Origin of the sequence: Rhizobium mongolense USDA 1844 (assembly GCF_000419765.1) — a bacterium.
GTDB classification, from domain to species: Bacteria; Pseudomonadota; Alphaproteobacteria; order Rhizobiales; family Rhizobiaceae; genus Rhizobium; species Rhizobium mongolense.
In genome coordinates this window covers 130,134-144,496 of record NZ_ATTQ01000008.1, presented here as the reverse complement: position 1 = coordinate 144,496, position 14,363 = coordinate 130,134, and the positions used below count along the sequence as shown (strand labels likewise).

Here is a 14,363-nt window from a genome sequence, read left to right as displayed (position 1 = left end):
ACAATCGCCTTACTTCGCGGGAACCTGCAGCTCCTTGCCGACCATCAGGCGACGCGGATCGGGATTGCCGTTGGCTTCGGAAATTCTCTTCCAGAGTTCGCCATCGCCGTAAAACTGCTTGGCAAGATCCCAAAGGGTATCACCTGCTGCGATGACATGGCTTGCCGGCGTCGCCGCAGTCGGTGCGCTGGCAGCTGGCGCAGTTGCGGCTGGAGCTTGAGCGGATGGAGCAGCCGGCGCAGTTGCGGCTGGAGCTTGAGCGGATGGAGCAGCCGGCGCAGTTGCGGCTGGAGCTTGAGCGGATGGAGCAGCCGGCGCGGCAGGTGCAGCGGTCGCAGTCGGGGCGGCTTCCGCAATGCGGCCGTCGGTGTAGGGCTTGTAAGGGTTATGGGCTGCCAGATATTCGACCGTCACGTCGGCGAGATCCGGACCGAAGTCATAGGCATTCTTGCCGGCTGTTTCGAAGATCGAATAGCCATCCCCGCCGGCGCGCATGAAATTGTTGGTGACGACGCCGTAGGTCTTGGCCGGATCGATCGGTGCGAATTTGTCACCCTCCTTGACCTCAACGCCGCTGACACGGCTGCCCGCAGGCTTCGACTTGTCGAAGCTGTACTTCAGGCCCGCGACCTGCGGGAAGCGGCCTGCGCCCTCGTCGATCTGGCTGACACCGTTTTCTAGCGCCGTGACGATGTCTGCGCCCGTCAGCTGGAAGGTGGCCACCGTGTTCTGGAACGGCAGCACGGTGATGACTTCGCCTTGGGTGATATCGCCGCCGTCAATCGAGGCGCGAAGGCCGCCGCCGTTCTGGATGGCGATCTGAATGCCCTGGTTCTTCGTGCGGTCGAGCATGGCATCGGCAACGAGGTTGCCCATCGAGCACTCCTTGACGCGGCAAACGGTGCGGTCGCCCTCGATCGGGGCTTCGGACGAGCCGATGACCTTCTTGCGGAGTTCATCAATCGGTTTCGCCAGTTCCTGGATACGGGCAACAAGGGCCGGGTCGGGCGTGAAGGAGGAGTCGATCAGGATCGGATCGCCCTTGGCGGTCTTGACGACGCCGCTGTCGTCGAAGTCGACGACGAGATCACCGAGATACTTGCTGTAGGAGGCCGCCTGCACGACGGGCACCTTGTAGCCGCCCGGATTGTCCACCAACGTCGGGTAGGGGCCTTCCGCCTTCGGATCGGTGTTCGAAAGCAGGCTGTGCGAGTGGCCGCCAACGACGACATCGACATCCGGAATCTTGGCGATGGCTGCGAGATCGCGCGGATAGCCGACATGGGTGAGCGCGATGATCTTGTTGATACCCTGGGCCTTCAATTCCTGGACGGCTGCGCTGATCGTCTGGACGTCCTCGGCAATCATCACTTTGGGGCCGGGAGAGGAAAGCTCTTCGGTATCATTGGCCACGGCACCGACGATGCCGATCTTCTGCCCGCCGACATCGAGCACCAGAGAAGGCTTGATGCGATCGCCGAGCTTCGAGCCGTCGGCGGCAAGGACGTTTGCGGAAATAACCGGGAACTGAACCTTGTCGAGGAAGGCGGCGAGGCCGTCCTCGCTGTCGTCAAATTCATGGTTGCCGACGGTCATCACATCGAACTTCATGGCGTTCAGCATCTCGGCTTCCGCGGTACCTTTGTAGGTCGTGTAGAAGAGCGAACCCTGAAAGTTGTCGCCGGCGTTCAAAAGCAGGACGTTCTGGCCGGAGAGCGCCTGACGGCGCTGGTCGATCGCGGTCTTCAAGCGGGCGGCGCCGCCGAAGCACGCGTTCTTGCCTTCGTCCTCCGCCGAGCAGGTGGAATCGAACTTGTTGATCGACTCGATGCGTGAATGGAAATCATTGATATGAAGAATATTGAGCTGGTAGTCCGCGAAGGCTGCGCCAGCGCTGAGCGCCAGCATCGATGCGGTCAACAGACCGAAGCTAAATGACTTGGTCATACTGTTCTCCTGATTTAATGGCGAAGCCCCGTACCCCTGACTTCGTCCTTCCCTTTATCGTTTGGCGGCTACCCGGCCGGCGGATGTTTTCATCAACGATGACCGACCGCAAGTGCAAAAAAGCTGTTGTTCTCGGGGTGCTTTCCAAGAGGCAAAAACGAAAAAAGCTCCCGCGAAGGAGAGCTTCTTCATTCAGGGCCGGGGATTTACATGCGGCGCGTCAACGTGAATTGCGAACCTGCATCCGAGGTGCAGTTCAGCTGACTTTGGTTGACAAGCGCGCAATTGACCTTGGACTGAGTCTTGCGAACCAGCGATGTCATGCTGATTTCGACGAGTGACGGCGAGGTGGTGATATAGGTGCCGGACGCGAGCAGCTGGTTGCTGTCGGTCGTACGGGTGGTGAAGGTGCCTGCCTGGAAGGTAGAAATGATGCCGTTCGGATCGGCCCAGGAACCCTCGACGCCGGACGGCGCAGCGCGTGTCGCTACCGGCATGGGGCGGTCTGAGACGCAGGCGGCAAGTGCTGCTGCTGCAGCCGCAAGGACGAGAATGTTTCTGAACGTCATATGGTTCTCCCGGCGATTCGGAGCGGACTCTATCCGCGAAAGTCTTGAAAAACATGGCGCGAGCCCGCCGGCATGGCAAGCCTCCTGCAACGATGAAGCGAAATTACGCGGCAGGCGTTACAAAAATGCCCGCCTTTCGGCGGGCATCGATGCGGATTTGTATGTCCGGTTACGAACGAACCAGGATGTTCTTGAACTGCCAGGGATCCTTGGTGTCGATGTCTTCCGGGAAGAGGCCCGGACGACCATCAAGCGGCGTCCAGTCGGTGTAGTGACCTTCAACCGGGCCGAGATAAGGCAGCTGCACTTCGAGGCAGCGCTTGTAGTCGATCTCGTCGGCTTCGACGATACCGGCCTTTGGATGTTCGAGAGCCCAGACCATGCCTGCGAGAACGGCAGAGGTCACCTGCAGGCCGGTCGCATTCTGATAGGGCGCGATGCGGCGGGTTTCTTCGAGCGACAGGCGCGAGCCGAACCAGTAGGCGTTCTTCTCGTGGCCGTAGAGGAGCACACCGAGTTCGTCGATGCCGTCCTCAAGCTCGTCTTCGTCGAGAACGTGGTGGACCGGCTGCGGCGTGCCGCCGTTGCCGAACATCTCATGCAGCGACAGGATCGCATCGTTGGCCGGATGGTAGGCATAGTGGCAGGTCGGGCGGAACGTGACTTCGCCATCCTTGTCGCGGACCGTGAAATAATCGGCGATCGAAATCGACTCGTTGTGAGTGACGAGGAAACCGTATTGCGGGCCAGGTGTCGGGCACCAGGTGCGGACGCGGGTATTGGCGCCCGGCTGCTCCAGATAGATCGCGGCCTTGCAGCCCTTCTTTTGCTTCTTGGCGTTCTTCGGCATCCAGTTTTCATGGGTGCCCCAGCCGAGCTCGGCGGGCTGCATGCCTTCGGAAATGAAGCCTTCGACCGACCAGGTGTTCCAGAAGACGTTGAGCGGCTTCGGATGCTTGGTGCGCTGCGTGTCGCGTTCGGCAATGTGGATGCCCTTGACGCCGACCTTCTTCATCAGCTTCGCCCAGCCTTCACGGTCGTGCTGGTTCGGCTCATCGAACTTCACGCCGATCTCGTTGGCGAGGTTGACGAGCGCCTGCTTGACGAACCAGGACACCATGCCGGGGTTTGCGCCGCAGGTGGAAACGGCCGTTGCGCCGCCAGGGTTCTTCGCCTTTTCCTTGCGGACGGTTTCGCGCAGCGCATAGTTGGTGCGGTCGGCGTTCTTCATGTTCTTGTCGAAATAGAAGCCGAGCCAGGGTTCCACGACGGTGTCGATATAGAGTACGTCGAGCTTGCGGCAGAGCTTCATGATGTCGAGCGAGCCGGTATCGACCGACAGATTGACGCAGAAGCCTTGACCGCCGCCTTTGGTCAGAAGCGGCTTCAGGAGATCCTTGTAATTGTCCTTCGTCACGTATTCTTTGATGTGGAGGACACCGTACTTCTTCAGGATCTCCATGTCGGCCGGCTCGTCGCGCGGGTCGATGACAACCATCCGGCTCTTGTCGAATTTGAAGTGGCGCTCGATCAGCGGCAGCGTGCCGCGACCGATGGAGCCAAAGCCGATCATCACGATCGGACCGGTAATTTCGGCATATACCGGGTGGGTCTGTTCCGTCATTCTTTTCTCCTATGGAAGGCGACGAAGGCGATGAACCTTTAAGAATTCTTCTGAAATGGCGCGAGAAATGCGAGGTGACCGGCTCTAATCATAAATCGGCGTCACAATAAAGAGCGTTTGGGCCGGAAATGGATTTATCAGGCGCGCGAACATGCGCAAGCTCCGCAACGAGCTTGGCCTTGTGCAGCGTCAGCCCCTTTGTCGGTGACTCTATTCTTTCAGGATATCCAGCCCCGCGGCCACCGTCGTCACCGCGACTTCTGTGATCTCATATTCTGCAACGCCGTGAACCATGAATGGATCGGCGGCGACATAGGCCTCGATCTCGGCACGATTGCCGATAGCGAGGATGACGCCGCCGGTGCGGGGAACCTTGCGGCCGGAGGCAAGGAACCAGCCTTTGGCATAGCCTTCCTTGACCCAGGCCATATGGGGCTCCATGTGCTTATCGGCCTCTTCGTTCGGCTTCACATAGGTGAGCGCCAGCATGAACATGGCAAAATCCTTCCGGCCTATCGTTGCGAACCTGTTGAATATTCAATTAGCACCTTGCCATCCATCTTCTTTTTAGGATTTTGCGCGGCTTAGATGACAAGCCGTGCAGGGATGAGGCCGCGAAGCGAATTTCCAACGTAGATCTGGCCGCTGTTCAAATCGTCCAGCCGGATGCGACCGACACGGGCTTTGCGCTGACAGATCAACTCGGTGCGCAGCACGCCAGCGAGCAGGCCGCAGGAAATCGGCGGGGTGCGAAGGATGCCGGTACCATCGCTTAGGAAGACTGAAGTGATCGTGCCTTCGCAGACGTCGCCGCGTTCGTTCAGCATCAGCACTTCGTCCGCCTGCTGCGGCGTGTATTCGGCGCGGGCGGCTTCGTAGACCGTGCGGCGGGTGGTCTTGATCCGCAGCAGCTTGTCGGCGCTGTCGAGGCGGGTCGAAGCGATGCGGATGTTCCACGCCGTGCCGGGCGCAAGCGGTGTGAAGGGCGCGGTCGTGACTTCTATGCAGCCCTGAGCATCGAAGGTCAGCCGGACGCGCAGAGCGCCCGTCGCGCCTTGGACGGAGGCATTGAGTTCGTCGAGCGCATGTCGCGGCTCGGAAAAGCCGATCCGCCGGGCCGAACGCGTCAGACGGGCAAGATGCAGCCGCAGGCGCATGAAGCCGCTCTCCGGTTCCCACCGCAGTGTCTCGATCAGTAAGAAGTCGCTCATCGCGCGATTTCCTGGTCGCCGATCGCGAAACGCGCCTTGAGCAGGCATTCTTCATATTCGGCTTGCGCAGTGGAATCGAAGACGATGCCGCCACCGACATTGAAGATTGCCTTGCCGTCCTCAAAAAGGCTGACCGTGCGGATCGCAACCGAAAAGCGCATGGCGCCTGCCGGAGAGATCATGCCGATCGCGCCGCAATAGGCGTCGCGTGGCGTGTCTTCGAGTTCGTGCAGGATGTGCATGGCGCTGAGCTTCGGTGCGCCGGTGATCGAGCCGCAGGGGAAGAGGGCGGCGAAGATATCGCGGATGGAAAGGTCGGGAAGAAGCTTCGCCTGCACATGGCTTACCATTTGGTGCAGCGTGGGGTAGGTCTCGATCTCGAAGAGCTTCGGAACATCGAGCGTACCGACCTCCGTGATGCGCGAGATGTCATTGCGAAGCAGGTCGACGATCATCCGGTTTTCGGCTTGTGTCTTTATATCGTGCCGCATCGCCGCGACAATGGCGGCATCTTCGGCCGCATCGGCGCCACGCTTGGCGGTGCCTTTCATCGGATGCGTCTCGATCCAGCCTTCCTCGTCCGTCCGGAAGAAGAGTTCGGGAGAGCGTGACAGGATGACGGGGCCGCCGATATCGACGAGCGCACCGTATTTTACCGGCTGACGTTCGATCAGCGACCAGAAGGCCGCGCGCGGATCTCCATTCCAACGTGCTTCGATGGGCATGGTGAGGTTTGCTTGATAGCAATCGCCCTGGCGCAGATGCCGATGCAATCGGTCGAAGCGCTCTTTGTATGCGGGGAATGCCCAGGCGGCTTTGGGCGCTGTCAGGAATTCCTCGTTTTCGAGACGCTGTTTCGGCTGCGCGAGCGGACAACCGTCCTTCTGCGGGGCGTCGAAGATGCCGAAGCAGAGCAACGGCGTCTGCCTGTTTTCTTCCACGAAGCCCGCGAGTTTTTCCTCGAAGAGATAGCCCGCTTCGTAAGACAGATATCCTGCCAGCCACTTTCCTTCCGTCTTGGCCGTCTCCATCCGCGCGAGTCCTGCGAAGAATTCGGTGCGCGTCCGGGCGATGATGATCTCGGCGGGATCGGCAAAGAGCATGACTTCGCCGGTCGTGTCGTCGCGGAAGAGGATGCAAGACTGAGAAATTGTCATCCGCGCTCCCGTTTGCTGAGACCGGTCGCTCCGGATTTCCTCATTGCCGTGCTTGTCACAGGGTTCCAGCCACGGCGCATCCGCGCCGCGAATGACTTGCTTCGTTTCAAAGCGTCCCCCGCGCCCAAGGACTTGGGCGCACTGGATTCCTGTGACAAGCACAGGAATGAGGGAGAAGGGGTTGCCTTCATCGTTCCTCGTAAGCGTTGCACAATGCCGCCTGGCGACTTGCACCGACAGCCGAAGCTCAAGGTCAGGGCTCTCGGTCAGCCCGTGACCCGGAGTTGCGTCTTAAGCCGTATCAAGCGCTTCCAATTCATCGATCAGCCCCTCAATCATCGACAGGCCCTTGCCCCAGAACGACGGATCGGTGGCGTCGAGTCCGAAAGGCTTCAGGAGTTCAGAATGATGCTTGGTGCCGCCGGCCTTCAGAAGCTCGAAATATTTGTCCTGGAAGCCCTTGTCGGCTTTCTGGTAGACGGCATAAAGCGAGTTCACCAGGCAGTCGCCGAAGGCATAGGCGTAGACATAGAAGGGTGAGTGGATGAAGTGGGGGATATAGGCCCAGTAGGTCTCGTATCCCTCGGAGATCCTGATCGCCGGACCGAGACTTTCCGATTGAACCGAAAGCCAGAGTTCGCCGATATCTTCGGCAGTCAGTTCGCCTGCCTTGCGGGCCGTGTGAAGCTCGCGTTCGAATTCGTAGAAGGCGATCTGGCGCACGACCGTGTTGATCATGTCCTCGACCTTTTGGGCGAGCATTGCCTTGCGTTCGCGCTTGTCCGTCGTCTTGTCAAGCAGTGCGCGGAAAGTCAGCATCTCGCCGAAGACGGATGCGGTTTCGGCAAGCGTCAGCGGGGTCTGGCACATCAGAGCGCCCTGTGCACCTGCCAGCACCTGATGAACCCCGTGGCCGAGTTCATGGGCAAGCGTCATCACATCGCGCGGCTTGCCCATGTAGTTGACCAGCACATAGGGATGGGCTGAGGGAACCGTGGGGTGAGAGAAGGCGCCGGGCGCCTTGCCGGGACGCACGGGCGCGTCGATCCACTGCTCGTCGAAGAAGCGCTTGGCGATGGCCGCCATTTCCGGCGCGAAATTGCCGTAGGCCGAAAGAACGGTGTCCTTCGCTTCGGCCCAGGAAATCACTGCATTGGAGGTTTCCGGCAAGGGCGCATTGCGGTCCCAGAAATTCATCTGGTCCATTCCGAGCCACTTCGCCTTCATCTTGTAATAGCGATGCGAGAGGCGCGGATAGGCCTGCTTGACGGCAGCTGCCAGCGCATCGACCACGTCGCGCTCGACGCGGTTTGCCAGATGACGGCTGTCGGCGATATCCTCGAAGCCGCGCCAGCGGTCGGAAATATCCTTGTCCTTGGCAAGCGTATTGGTGATCAACGTGAAGGTGCGGATATTCGCCTTGAAGGTTTCGGCGAGCGCCATTGCCGCCTTGCGGCGGGCTTCCGGATCCTTGTCCTGCAAAAGATTGAGCGCGACTTCGAGCGGCACTTTCTCGCCGTCGATATTGTAGCGGAGCTCGGCCATGGTCTCGTCGAAGAGGCGGTTGAACGCAGCCGCACTCGTCATCGACTTTTCGAGAAAGAGTTGTTCCAGCTTGTCTTCCAGCTGGTAGGGCTTGTCCTTGCGCAGGTCGATCAGCCAGGGGCGGTAGTGGCCGGCCTCAGGGTCATTCGCCATGCATGCGTCCATCACCGCGTCGTCGATGCGGTTCAGCTCCAGCGCGAAGAAGAGAAGGTGACCGGAGAATTCGGTGATCTTCGCCTGGACGTCGCCGTAGAGCTTGCCGTTTACCGGGTTGGTCGTATCGGAGAAATAGGTGAGGCCTGCAAAAGAGCCGAGACGGCCGATGAGATCGTCCAGCGCCTCGTATTCCTTCAGCGCCTCGCCAATGCCTCCAGCGCCTTTTTGGGCCGCTGCATCGGCAAGTTTGCCCTTCCATTTTTCCTCGAAGGCGAGCGCGTTCCGGCCCGCCTTTTCCATGTCGCTGGTGAAGGCGGTCGAGGTGGCGGAAGGGTAGAGATCCTGCAGCTTCCAGACCGGGAGCTCGCCGAGCGCCGGATCAGCCGCGGCCGAGGCAACTGTTGCCGAAAAATTAAGACCGGCGCCGTGGAGCACGAAATTCATGGCTGGGTTCCTCTTCCTCATTTCGAACAGGTCTGACTGTCTAAGCGCCGGAAGGCCCCGTATCAAGGGGCTTTCGGGATGATGGAGGCCCCGCTTCGATACGGATTCGGTATCGCCACAATCGTTAAAATGCAATTATTTCTCAAAACTGGATGTTCAAGCCTTTCTGCCAGAGTGCCCGCAGGTTTCGCATGAAGTGAGGCGACAATGACCGGTTATAGTGAGCTCAAGGGTGCAGGGCAGATTCTCGTGGTCGAGGACGACCCGGTACAACGCCGTCTGCTGAAGAACGCAATCGAGCGTCACGGGCATGTCGTCCATCAGGCTGAGAACGGCCGCATCGGCCTGGAGATGGTGAAGCGCGACAGCGGTCTCTTCAACGTCATCCTTCTCGACCTGATGATGCCGGAAATGACCGGCCTCGAATTCCTCGAAGCGCTCCATGAACTCGGCACGCAGATCCCGGTGATCGTGCAGACGGGGCAGGGCGGCATTGAAACGGTGGTGCAGGCCATGCGTGCCGGCGCCTTCGATTTCGTGGTCAAGCCCGTTTCACCGGAGCGCATCGCAACCTCGATCGGCAACGCAATGAAGCTGGACCAGCGCGAAGTGCGGGCCCGCTCGGGCCGCCGTTCGCGCTCCGGCCTCGTCGGCTTCGACGACATTGTTTCGGCGAGCCCGGCGATGATCCGCGTCATCGATCTGGCGCAGCGTGCGGCGCAATCCAACATTCCGGTGGTGCTCGAAGGCGAGTCCGGCGTCGGCAAGGAGCTGGTCGCGCGTGCCATCCAATCCGGCGGCGACCGCTCGGGTAAGCCCTTCGTCACGGTGAACTGCGGCGCCATTCCGCACAACCTCGTCGAGAGCATCCTCTTCGGCCATGAAAAGGGCGCGTTCACCGGTGCAACCGAGCGCCATACGGGCAAGTTCATGGAGGCTGACGGCGGCACGATCTTCCTCGATGAAATCGGCGATCTGCCGCTCGACGTGCAGGTCAAGCTGCTGCGAGCCGTGCAGCAGGGTGAAGTCGAGACCGTCGGCGCACGCACGGCGCACAAGGTCAATGTCCGGCTCATTTCCGCGACGAACAAGGACCTGATCGAGGAAGTGAAAAACGGCCACTTCCGCGAAGACCTCTATTATCGCCTCAACGTCTTTCCGATCACCATTCCGGCGCTGCGCAAGCGCAAGGAGGACATTCCGCATCTGGTGCGCGTCTTTGCCGATCGCTTCTCGTCCGAACAGAAAAATGGCCATCGCATGACGGTCAGCGCGGGTGCGTTGGCATTGCTGACGGCCTATGACTGGCCGGGCAACATCCGCCAGCTCGAGAATGCGATCTTCCGCGCCGTCGTGCTCGCCGAAGGCCAGGAGCTCAGCGAAGCGGATTTTCCGCAGATCGCTGCCCAATTGCCGCAATATGACGTGGTCGATCATCTGGCGCTGGTTGCCGACAATACATATCGCGAGCACGAGGTGGAGTTTGCGGAATTTCACGTTCCGCAGGTCTCTGCGAGCGACACGCGCGGGCACCACGATGAGATGCCGGAGAATGCGATCGCAAGCGTCAATCCGGCCGGCGAGGTGCGCAAACTTGCCGATGTCGAGGAAGAATTGATTCGATTCGCGCTTAAATTCTATCGCGGCCAGATGAGTCAAGTGGCCAGAAAACTCGGCATCGGACGCTCAACGCTTTACAGAAAGCTCAAGGATTACGGCATCGATCCCGACAATCCCCAGAAAGATGCGGCATAGCCGCGTTCCATTAATAATCCCGCAAGCATGTTTTGTTACCCGATATAAACCACTTGTTAGTCGATCGTTGACTATGTAAAGAAAAGGTTGATCGTGTGTGGCATTTTTGCCATCGTGTCACCGCAATTGACAGTCATTGGGACAGTTCGGGGACCTGGGCAGTCTGACGGGGATTGAGTTTGCCGGATCTGAATGAGAACACCAAGCCTTCGCGCTTGAGCTGGCGTACGGTGTGCGCCGACATTGGCGGAAAGGCGGTCAGGACGGGCATGGCTGTCCTTCTCGCACTCGCGGTTTCCTCACCAGTATTCGTTGGCACGCCGTCCGAGGCAGCGGGCGAAACGCGCAGTCTGAAACTCTACTTCATCCATACCGGCGAAAAGGCCGTCATCACCTACAAACGCAATGGCAGGTTCGACCCGAAGGGTCTTGGGCAGCTGAACCGATTCCTTCGCGACTGGCGCAAGAACCAGCCGACGAAGATGGACCCCCATCTTTTCGATCTGATCTGGGAAGTCTACCGCCAGAGCGGTTCCAGGGACTACATCAACGTTGTCTGCGGCTTCCGTTCGCCCGCCACCAATTCAATGCTCAAGTCCCGTTCGCGCAATTCCGGCGTTGCCGAGAAGAGCCAGCATATGCTCGGCAAGGCGATGGACTTCTTCATTCCGGATGTGAAGCTTGCAAAGCTGCGTGCGATCGGCATGAAAATGCAGGTCGGCGGCGTTGGCTTCTATCCGAAGTCCGGTTCTCCCTTCGTGCACATGGATGTCGGCGGCGTTCGCGCCTGGCCGCGCATGAGCCGCCAGGAGCTGGCGCAGCTTTTCCCGAACGGCAACACCATTCATATCCCGTCGGACGGCAAGCCCCTGCCGGGCTACCAGCAGGCGATGGCCGAGTATAAGCGCCGGGTGAGCACCAATCAGCTTGTCATGGCAAGCGGCAGTGATGCCGAGACCAGAAAGCCGAAGACATTGTTCGCTGCGCTCTTTGGCGGCGGCGCAGACGACGAAGAGGATAGCGTGGAGGATACCGCTCCGGTCGCCGTTGCAAGGGCAACGCCGCCGAAGGCCGAAGCGCCTGCTGCCGCGGCTGAGCCGCAGCCGACTGAGGTTGCCGCCGTGAATGCACCGGTGCCGCAGGTTCGTCCAGCCTTTGCCGGTCAGCTTGCCGGCGGCGAAGTTGCAAATGCCCTCGTTTCGCCGAATTCCGGCAATGCTGCACAGCAGGCACTTGCCGCTGCCACCGAAGAGCAAGGCCAGCCGCAGCAGTTCGCCGATCTCAGCACCTATCACGTGCCGGTTCCCTCGCTGCTGGGTCCGCGCAACGCGCCGGGTGACGCGGAAGTGGCATCCAACGATCCGATGGTTCCGACCCCGGCCGAACGTCCGGCGGTCGCCGAAAATCTGCTTGCGGCGGCAGCAATCGATCGGCAAGCGGATGCTGACGAGGCCGAAGCGGACCGGATTTCTCCGGCGCTGGCTCAAGCGCTTGATCAGAACAATGCAGTCGATAGGCGGGTGGCTGCCCTTGCGCCGGCCACCGTCGAGCAGGCCATCAGCGCAGCAATGCCTGCGGCCAAGCCGGCTGAAAATAAGGCACCGGTGCAACTTGCCGCACTCGCTCCTGTCAAATCCGCAAGCTTCGGCGACGCCTTCGACCTACAGCAGATTACCGAAGACTCCAATGCCAATGGCGTTGCGACCAAGGGCGGGCGCCCGACGAAGGAGGCTGCTGCCGCTGCTGACGCAAGCCGCGCGACAGTCCGTACCGAGCCGAAGCTGACCCAGAAGATAATTTCGCAGTGGGCGCTCACCAATTCCCGCATGGAAATGATCACGAAGCCGGTCAAGGCACCCCGTTTCGTCAGCCAGACGCTTCGCGCCCAGCCGACCGCCGTCTACGCCGAAGGCTTCAACGTCAAGACCGCTTCCATCGATCCGGCCCGGTTCAGCGGCTCGGCGGTGAACTTCATGGAAGTGCGCAAGTTCAATACGAACTGAGGGAATCAATCAGAATGAACGACAGGCCGCCGGAGAAATCCGGCGGTCTTTGTTTTTGCGCTGGGCACATCCTCCCGCACTGCAGGCGGGAAGATTGATGGCCCGAAGATCAGGCCTTCAGGAAGTCGAGTACGTCCTTGTTGAACCGGTCGGTATGCGTCTGAGCAAGACCGTGGGGAGCGCCCTGATAGACCTTGAGAACAGAGCCCTCGACGATCTTCGAGGACTCCAATGCGGAAGCACCGATCGGCACGATCTGATCATCGTCGCCATGAATGATGAGCGTCGGCTTGTCGATCTTCTTGAGGTCGTCGGTGTAGTCGACCTCGGAGAATTCGTGGATGCAATCCAGCTGCCCCTTCAATCCGCCCATCATTGCCTGCATCCAGAAACTGTCGCGGATGCCTTCGGATAACTTCGCGCCATCGCGATTATAGCTGTAGAAGGGCGTCACGAGATCCTTGTAGAACTGCGAGCGGTTTTCGAGCGTGCCCTTGCGGATGTCATCAAAGACTGCAAGCGGTAGGCCGCCTGGATTCTTGTCCGTCTTGACCATCAGCGGCGGCACGGCGCCTACCAGCACGACCTTGGCAACGCGCTTCGTGCCGTGGCGGCCGAGATAATGGGTGACTTCGCCGCCACCCGTGGAGTGGCCGATCATGATCAGGTCCTTGAGGTCGAGCTTCTCGATCAGTTCGGCCAGGTCGTCGGCGTACTGGTCCATGTGGTTGCCGTCCCAGGTCTGGCTCGAACGGCCGTGGCTGCGACGGTCATGGGCGATGACGCGGTAGCCGTTATTGCCGAAGAAGACCATCTGCGCATCCCAGGCATCGGCCGAAAGCGGCCAGCCGTGGGAGAAAAGAATAGGCTGGCCCTTGCCCCAATCCTTGTAGAAAATCGCCGTTCCGTCCTTCGCGGTCATCATCGACATGATCTGAGTTCCTCTTGAGCAGGCTTGATTTTCACCTTCGGCTTTGATCTCGGCGCCATGCGAGGCACCGGATGGGAGTGAGCGAAGCTCGCGGCTTCGCTCACTCCTGAATAGGAATGCGTGCATTTGTGCTGCGCGACGCTCAGAGTGTTGAGAACAACGGGCAGCCGCTCGCTACAATCAAGTCAAATAACTGAATACTAAGCGGAACCGGACGCGGCTCCAGTATGCGGCGGAGGGATATTATCGCGCCGGATGCAAAGCACAATGGGAAAACAGCGGGCTAATTCCAAAGCATGATTCAAAAAGCCGCCGGGGCAAATCCGGCGGCTTTGAAAACTGCCAACGGCAATCCTCAGCCTTCCGGCGGGGACTCGATCATGCCGAGCGCGTGCAGATAGGTATCGAGGATGGCTTCCTCTTCCATACGCTCTTGCTCGTCCTTCTTGCGAAGGGCGACGACCTTCTTCAGGATCTTGGTGTCGAAACCCATGCCCTTTGCTTCGCCGTAGACGTCCTTGATATCGTCGGCAATGGTCTTCTTTTCTTCTTCCAGCCGTTCAATGCGCTCGATGAAAGCGCGAAGCTGATCGCGGGCGACGCCATGAGCATCGGACATCGTGTTCTCCTGATTTTCTCGTCTTGAATTCGGTGGGGAGTGACTGCCGCGAAGCTGCGCCGCGGTCAAGTCCAATCGGGCATCATGGACCTATTTGTGCGGCTTGTTCAGTTCAAATGCAGTTTTTTGTGCGTCTGAGGCCTCGTTCTGGTGCAGGTTTTTCCAGTCTTCGTAGGGCATGCCGTAGACGATCTCGCGCGATTCGTCCTTCGACAGCGGCACGCCCTCGGCCTCGGCGGCTTGGCGATACCAGTTCGACAGGCAGTTGCGGCAAAAACCCGCGAGATTCATCAGGTCGACATTCTGAACGTCGGTCCGTTCGCGCAAATGCGCGACAAGGCGGCGGAAGGCGGCGGCTTCGAATTCGGTCTGCTGTTCCTTGCTGAGTGCGGTCATCTCGCT

General features: G+C 59.8%; 11 protein-coding genes and 2 pseudogenes. 3 read left to right on the top strand and 10 right to left on the bottom strand.

The genetic code is table 11. The features are described from left to right. Positions 1-9: 9 nt before the first annotated feature. From A3C3_RS0117275 to A3C3_RS0117245, 7 genes are all read right to left on the bottom strand, one after another. Positions 10-1,947: a 5'-nucleotidase C-terminal domain-containing protein gene (locus A3C3_RS0117275; protein ID WP_022715835.1), complete on the bottom strand. Its 1,938-nt coding sequence runs from the start codon at positions 1,945-1,947 to the stop codon at positions 10-12. A gap of 206 nt (positions 1,948-2,153) precedes the next feature. Next, entirely contained in the window at positions 2,154-2,516 is a 363-nt protein-coding gene (omp10, locus tag A3C3_RS0117270) for an outer membrane lipoprotein Omp10 (protein ID WP_022715834.1), read from the bottom strand. Between the two features lie 169 nt (positions 2,517-2,685). After that, on the bottom strand, positions 2,686-4,140 hold the full coding sequence (locus tag A3C3_RS0117265) for a homospermidine synthase (RefSeq protein WP_022715833.1): 1,455 nt from the start codon (positions 4,138-4,140) through the stop codon (positions 2,686-2,688). A gap of 210 nt (positions 4,141-4,350) precedes the next feature. Beyond that, on the bottom strand, positions 4,351-4,635 hold the full coding sequence (locus A3C3_RS0117260) for a YciI family protein (protein WP_022715832.1): 285 nt from the start codon (positions 4,633-4,635) through the stop codon (positions 4,351-4,353). Positions 4,636-4,724: 89 nt separating this feature from the next. Beyond that, on the bottom strand, positions 4,725-5,351 hold the full coding sequence (locus A3C3_RS0117255) for an aminotransferase class IV family protein (protein WP_022715831.1): 627 nt from the start codon (positions 5,349-5,351) through the stop codon (positions 4,725-4,727). Then, complete coding sequence (locus A3C3_RS0117250; RefSeq protein ID WP_022715830.1) at positions 5,348-6,508, bottom strand: aminodeoxychorismate synthase component I; 1,161 nt, start codon at positions 6,506-6,508, stop codon at positions 5,348-5,350. Before A3C3_RS0117250 ends, A3C3_RS0117255 begins: the two co-directional genes overlap by 4 nt. 291 nt (positions 6,509-6,799) lie before the next feature. Continuing rightward, entirely contained in the window at positions 6,800-8,653 is a 1,854-nt protein-coding gene (locus A3C3_RS0117245) for a M3 family oligoendopeptidase (RefSeq protein ID WP_028739733.1), read from the bottom strand. A gap of 207 nt (positions 8,654-8,860) precedes the next feature. Between A3C3_RS0117245 and A3C3_RS0117240 the strand changes: the two are divergent. From A3C3_RS0117240 to A3C3_RS0117235, 3 genes and pseudogenes are all read left to right on the top strand, one after another. Then, positions 8,861-10,118 (top strand): annotated as a pseudogene (locus A3C3_RS0117240) (sigma-54-dependent transcriptional regulator); the annotation flags it as partial. A gap of 74 nt (positions 10,119-10,192) precedes the next feature. Beyond that, positions 10,193-10,408, top strand: a pseudogene (locus A3C3_RS48605) (helix-turn-helix domain-containing protein); the annotation flags it as partial. 179 nt (positions 10,409-10,587) lie between these two features. Beyond that, positions 10,588-12,411, top strand: coding sequence for a peptidoglycan L,D-endopeptidase MepK (locus tag A3C3_RS0117235; protein WP_028739731.1), 1,824 nt, complete (start codon positions 10,588-10,590; stop codon positions 12,409-12,411). Between the two features lie 109 nt (positions 12,412-12,520). On the opposite strand, the gene A3C3_RS0117230 is transcribed toward A3C3_RS0117235, so the two are convergent. The 3 genes from A3C3_RS0117230 to A3C3_RS0117220 all read right to left on the bottom strand — a co-directional run bounded on the left by A3C3_RS0117230 (position 12,521) and on the right by A3C3_RS0117220 (position 14,357). After that, positions 12,521-13,342, bottom strand: a complete 822-nt coding sequence (locus A3C3_RS0117230; RefSeq protein ID WP_022715826.1) for an alpha/beta fold hydrolase — start codon at positions 13,340-13,342, stop codon at positions 12,521-12,523. Between the two features lie 355 nt (positions 13,343-13,697). Continuing rightward, positions 13,698-13,961: a DUF2312 domain-containing protein gene (locus tag A3C3_RS0117225; protein ID WP_003585771.1), complete on the bottom strand. Its 264-nt coding sequence runs from the start codon at positions 13,959-13,961 to the stop codon at positions 13,698-13,700. Between the two features lie 90 nt (positions 13,962-14,051). Then, positions 14,052-14,357 (bottom strand): DUF1244 domain-containing protein, encoded by a 306-nt coding sequence (locus tag A3C3_RS0117220; protein WP_022715825.1) that lies wholly within the window; start codon positions 14,355-14,357, stop codon positions 14,052-14,054. Positions 14,358-14,363: the final 6 nt, after the last annotated feature.

Excerpts from the sequence above, each read along its gene's own strand:
- omp10 (WP_022715834.1), bottom strand. The coding sequence starts at position 2,516 with ATGACGTTCAGAAACATTCTCGTCCTTGCGGCTGCAGCAGCAGCACTT.
- A3C3_RS0117230 (WP_022715826.1), bottom strand. The coding sequence starts at position 13,342 with ATGTCGATGATGACCGCGAAGGACGGAACGGCGATTTTCTACAAGGAT.
- A3C3_RS0117245 (WP_028739733.1), bottom strand. The coding sequence starts at position 8,653 with ATGAATTTCGTGCTCCACGGCGCCGGTCTTAATTTTTCGGCAACAGTT.
- A3C3_RS0117260 (WP_022715832.1), bottom strand. The coding sequence starts at position 4,635 with ATGTTCATGCTGGCGCTCACCTATGTGAAGCCGAACGAAGAGGCCGAT.
- A3C3_RS0117255 (WP_022715831.1), bottom strand. The coding sequence starts at position 5,351 with ATGAGCGACTTCTTACTGATCGAGACACTGCGGTGGGAACCGGAGAGC.
- A3C3_RS0117220 (WP_022715825.1), bottom strand. The coding sequence starts at position 14,357 with ATGACCGCACTCAGCAAGGAACAGCAGACCGAATTCGAAGCCGCCGCC.
- A3C3_RS0117275 (WP_022715835.1), bottom strand. The coding sequence starts at position 1,947 with ATGACCAAGTCATTTAGCTTCGGTCTGTTGACCGCATCGATGCTGGCG.
- A3C3_RS0117265 (WP_022715833.1), bottom strand. The coding sequence starts at position 4,140 with ATGACGGAACAGACCCACCCGGTATATGCCGAAATTACCGGTCCGATC.
- A3C3_RS0117225 (WP_003585771.1), bottom strand. The coding sequence starts at position 13,961 with ATGTCCGATGCTCATGGCGTCGCCCGCGATCAGCTTCGCGCTTTCATC.
- A3C3_RS0117250 (WP_022715830.1), bottom strand. The coding sequence starts at position 6,508 with ATGACAATTTCTCAGTCTTGCATCCTCTTCCGCGACGACACGACCGGC.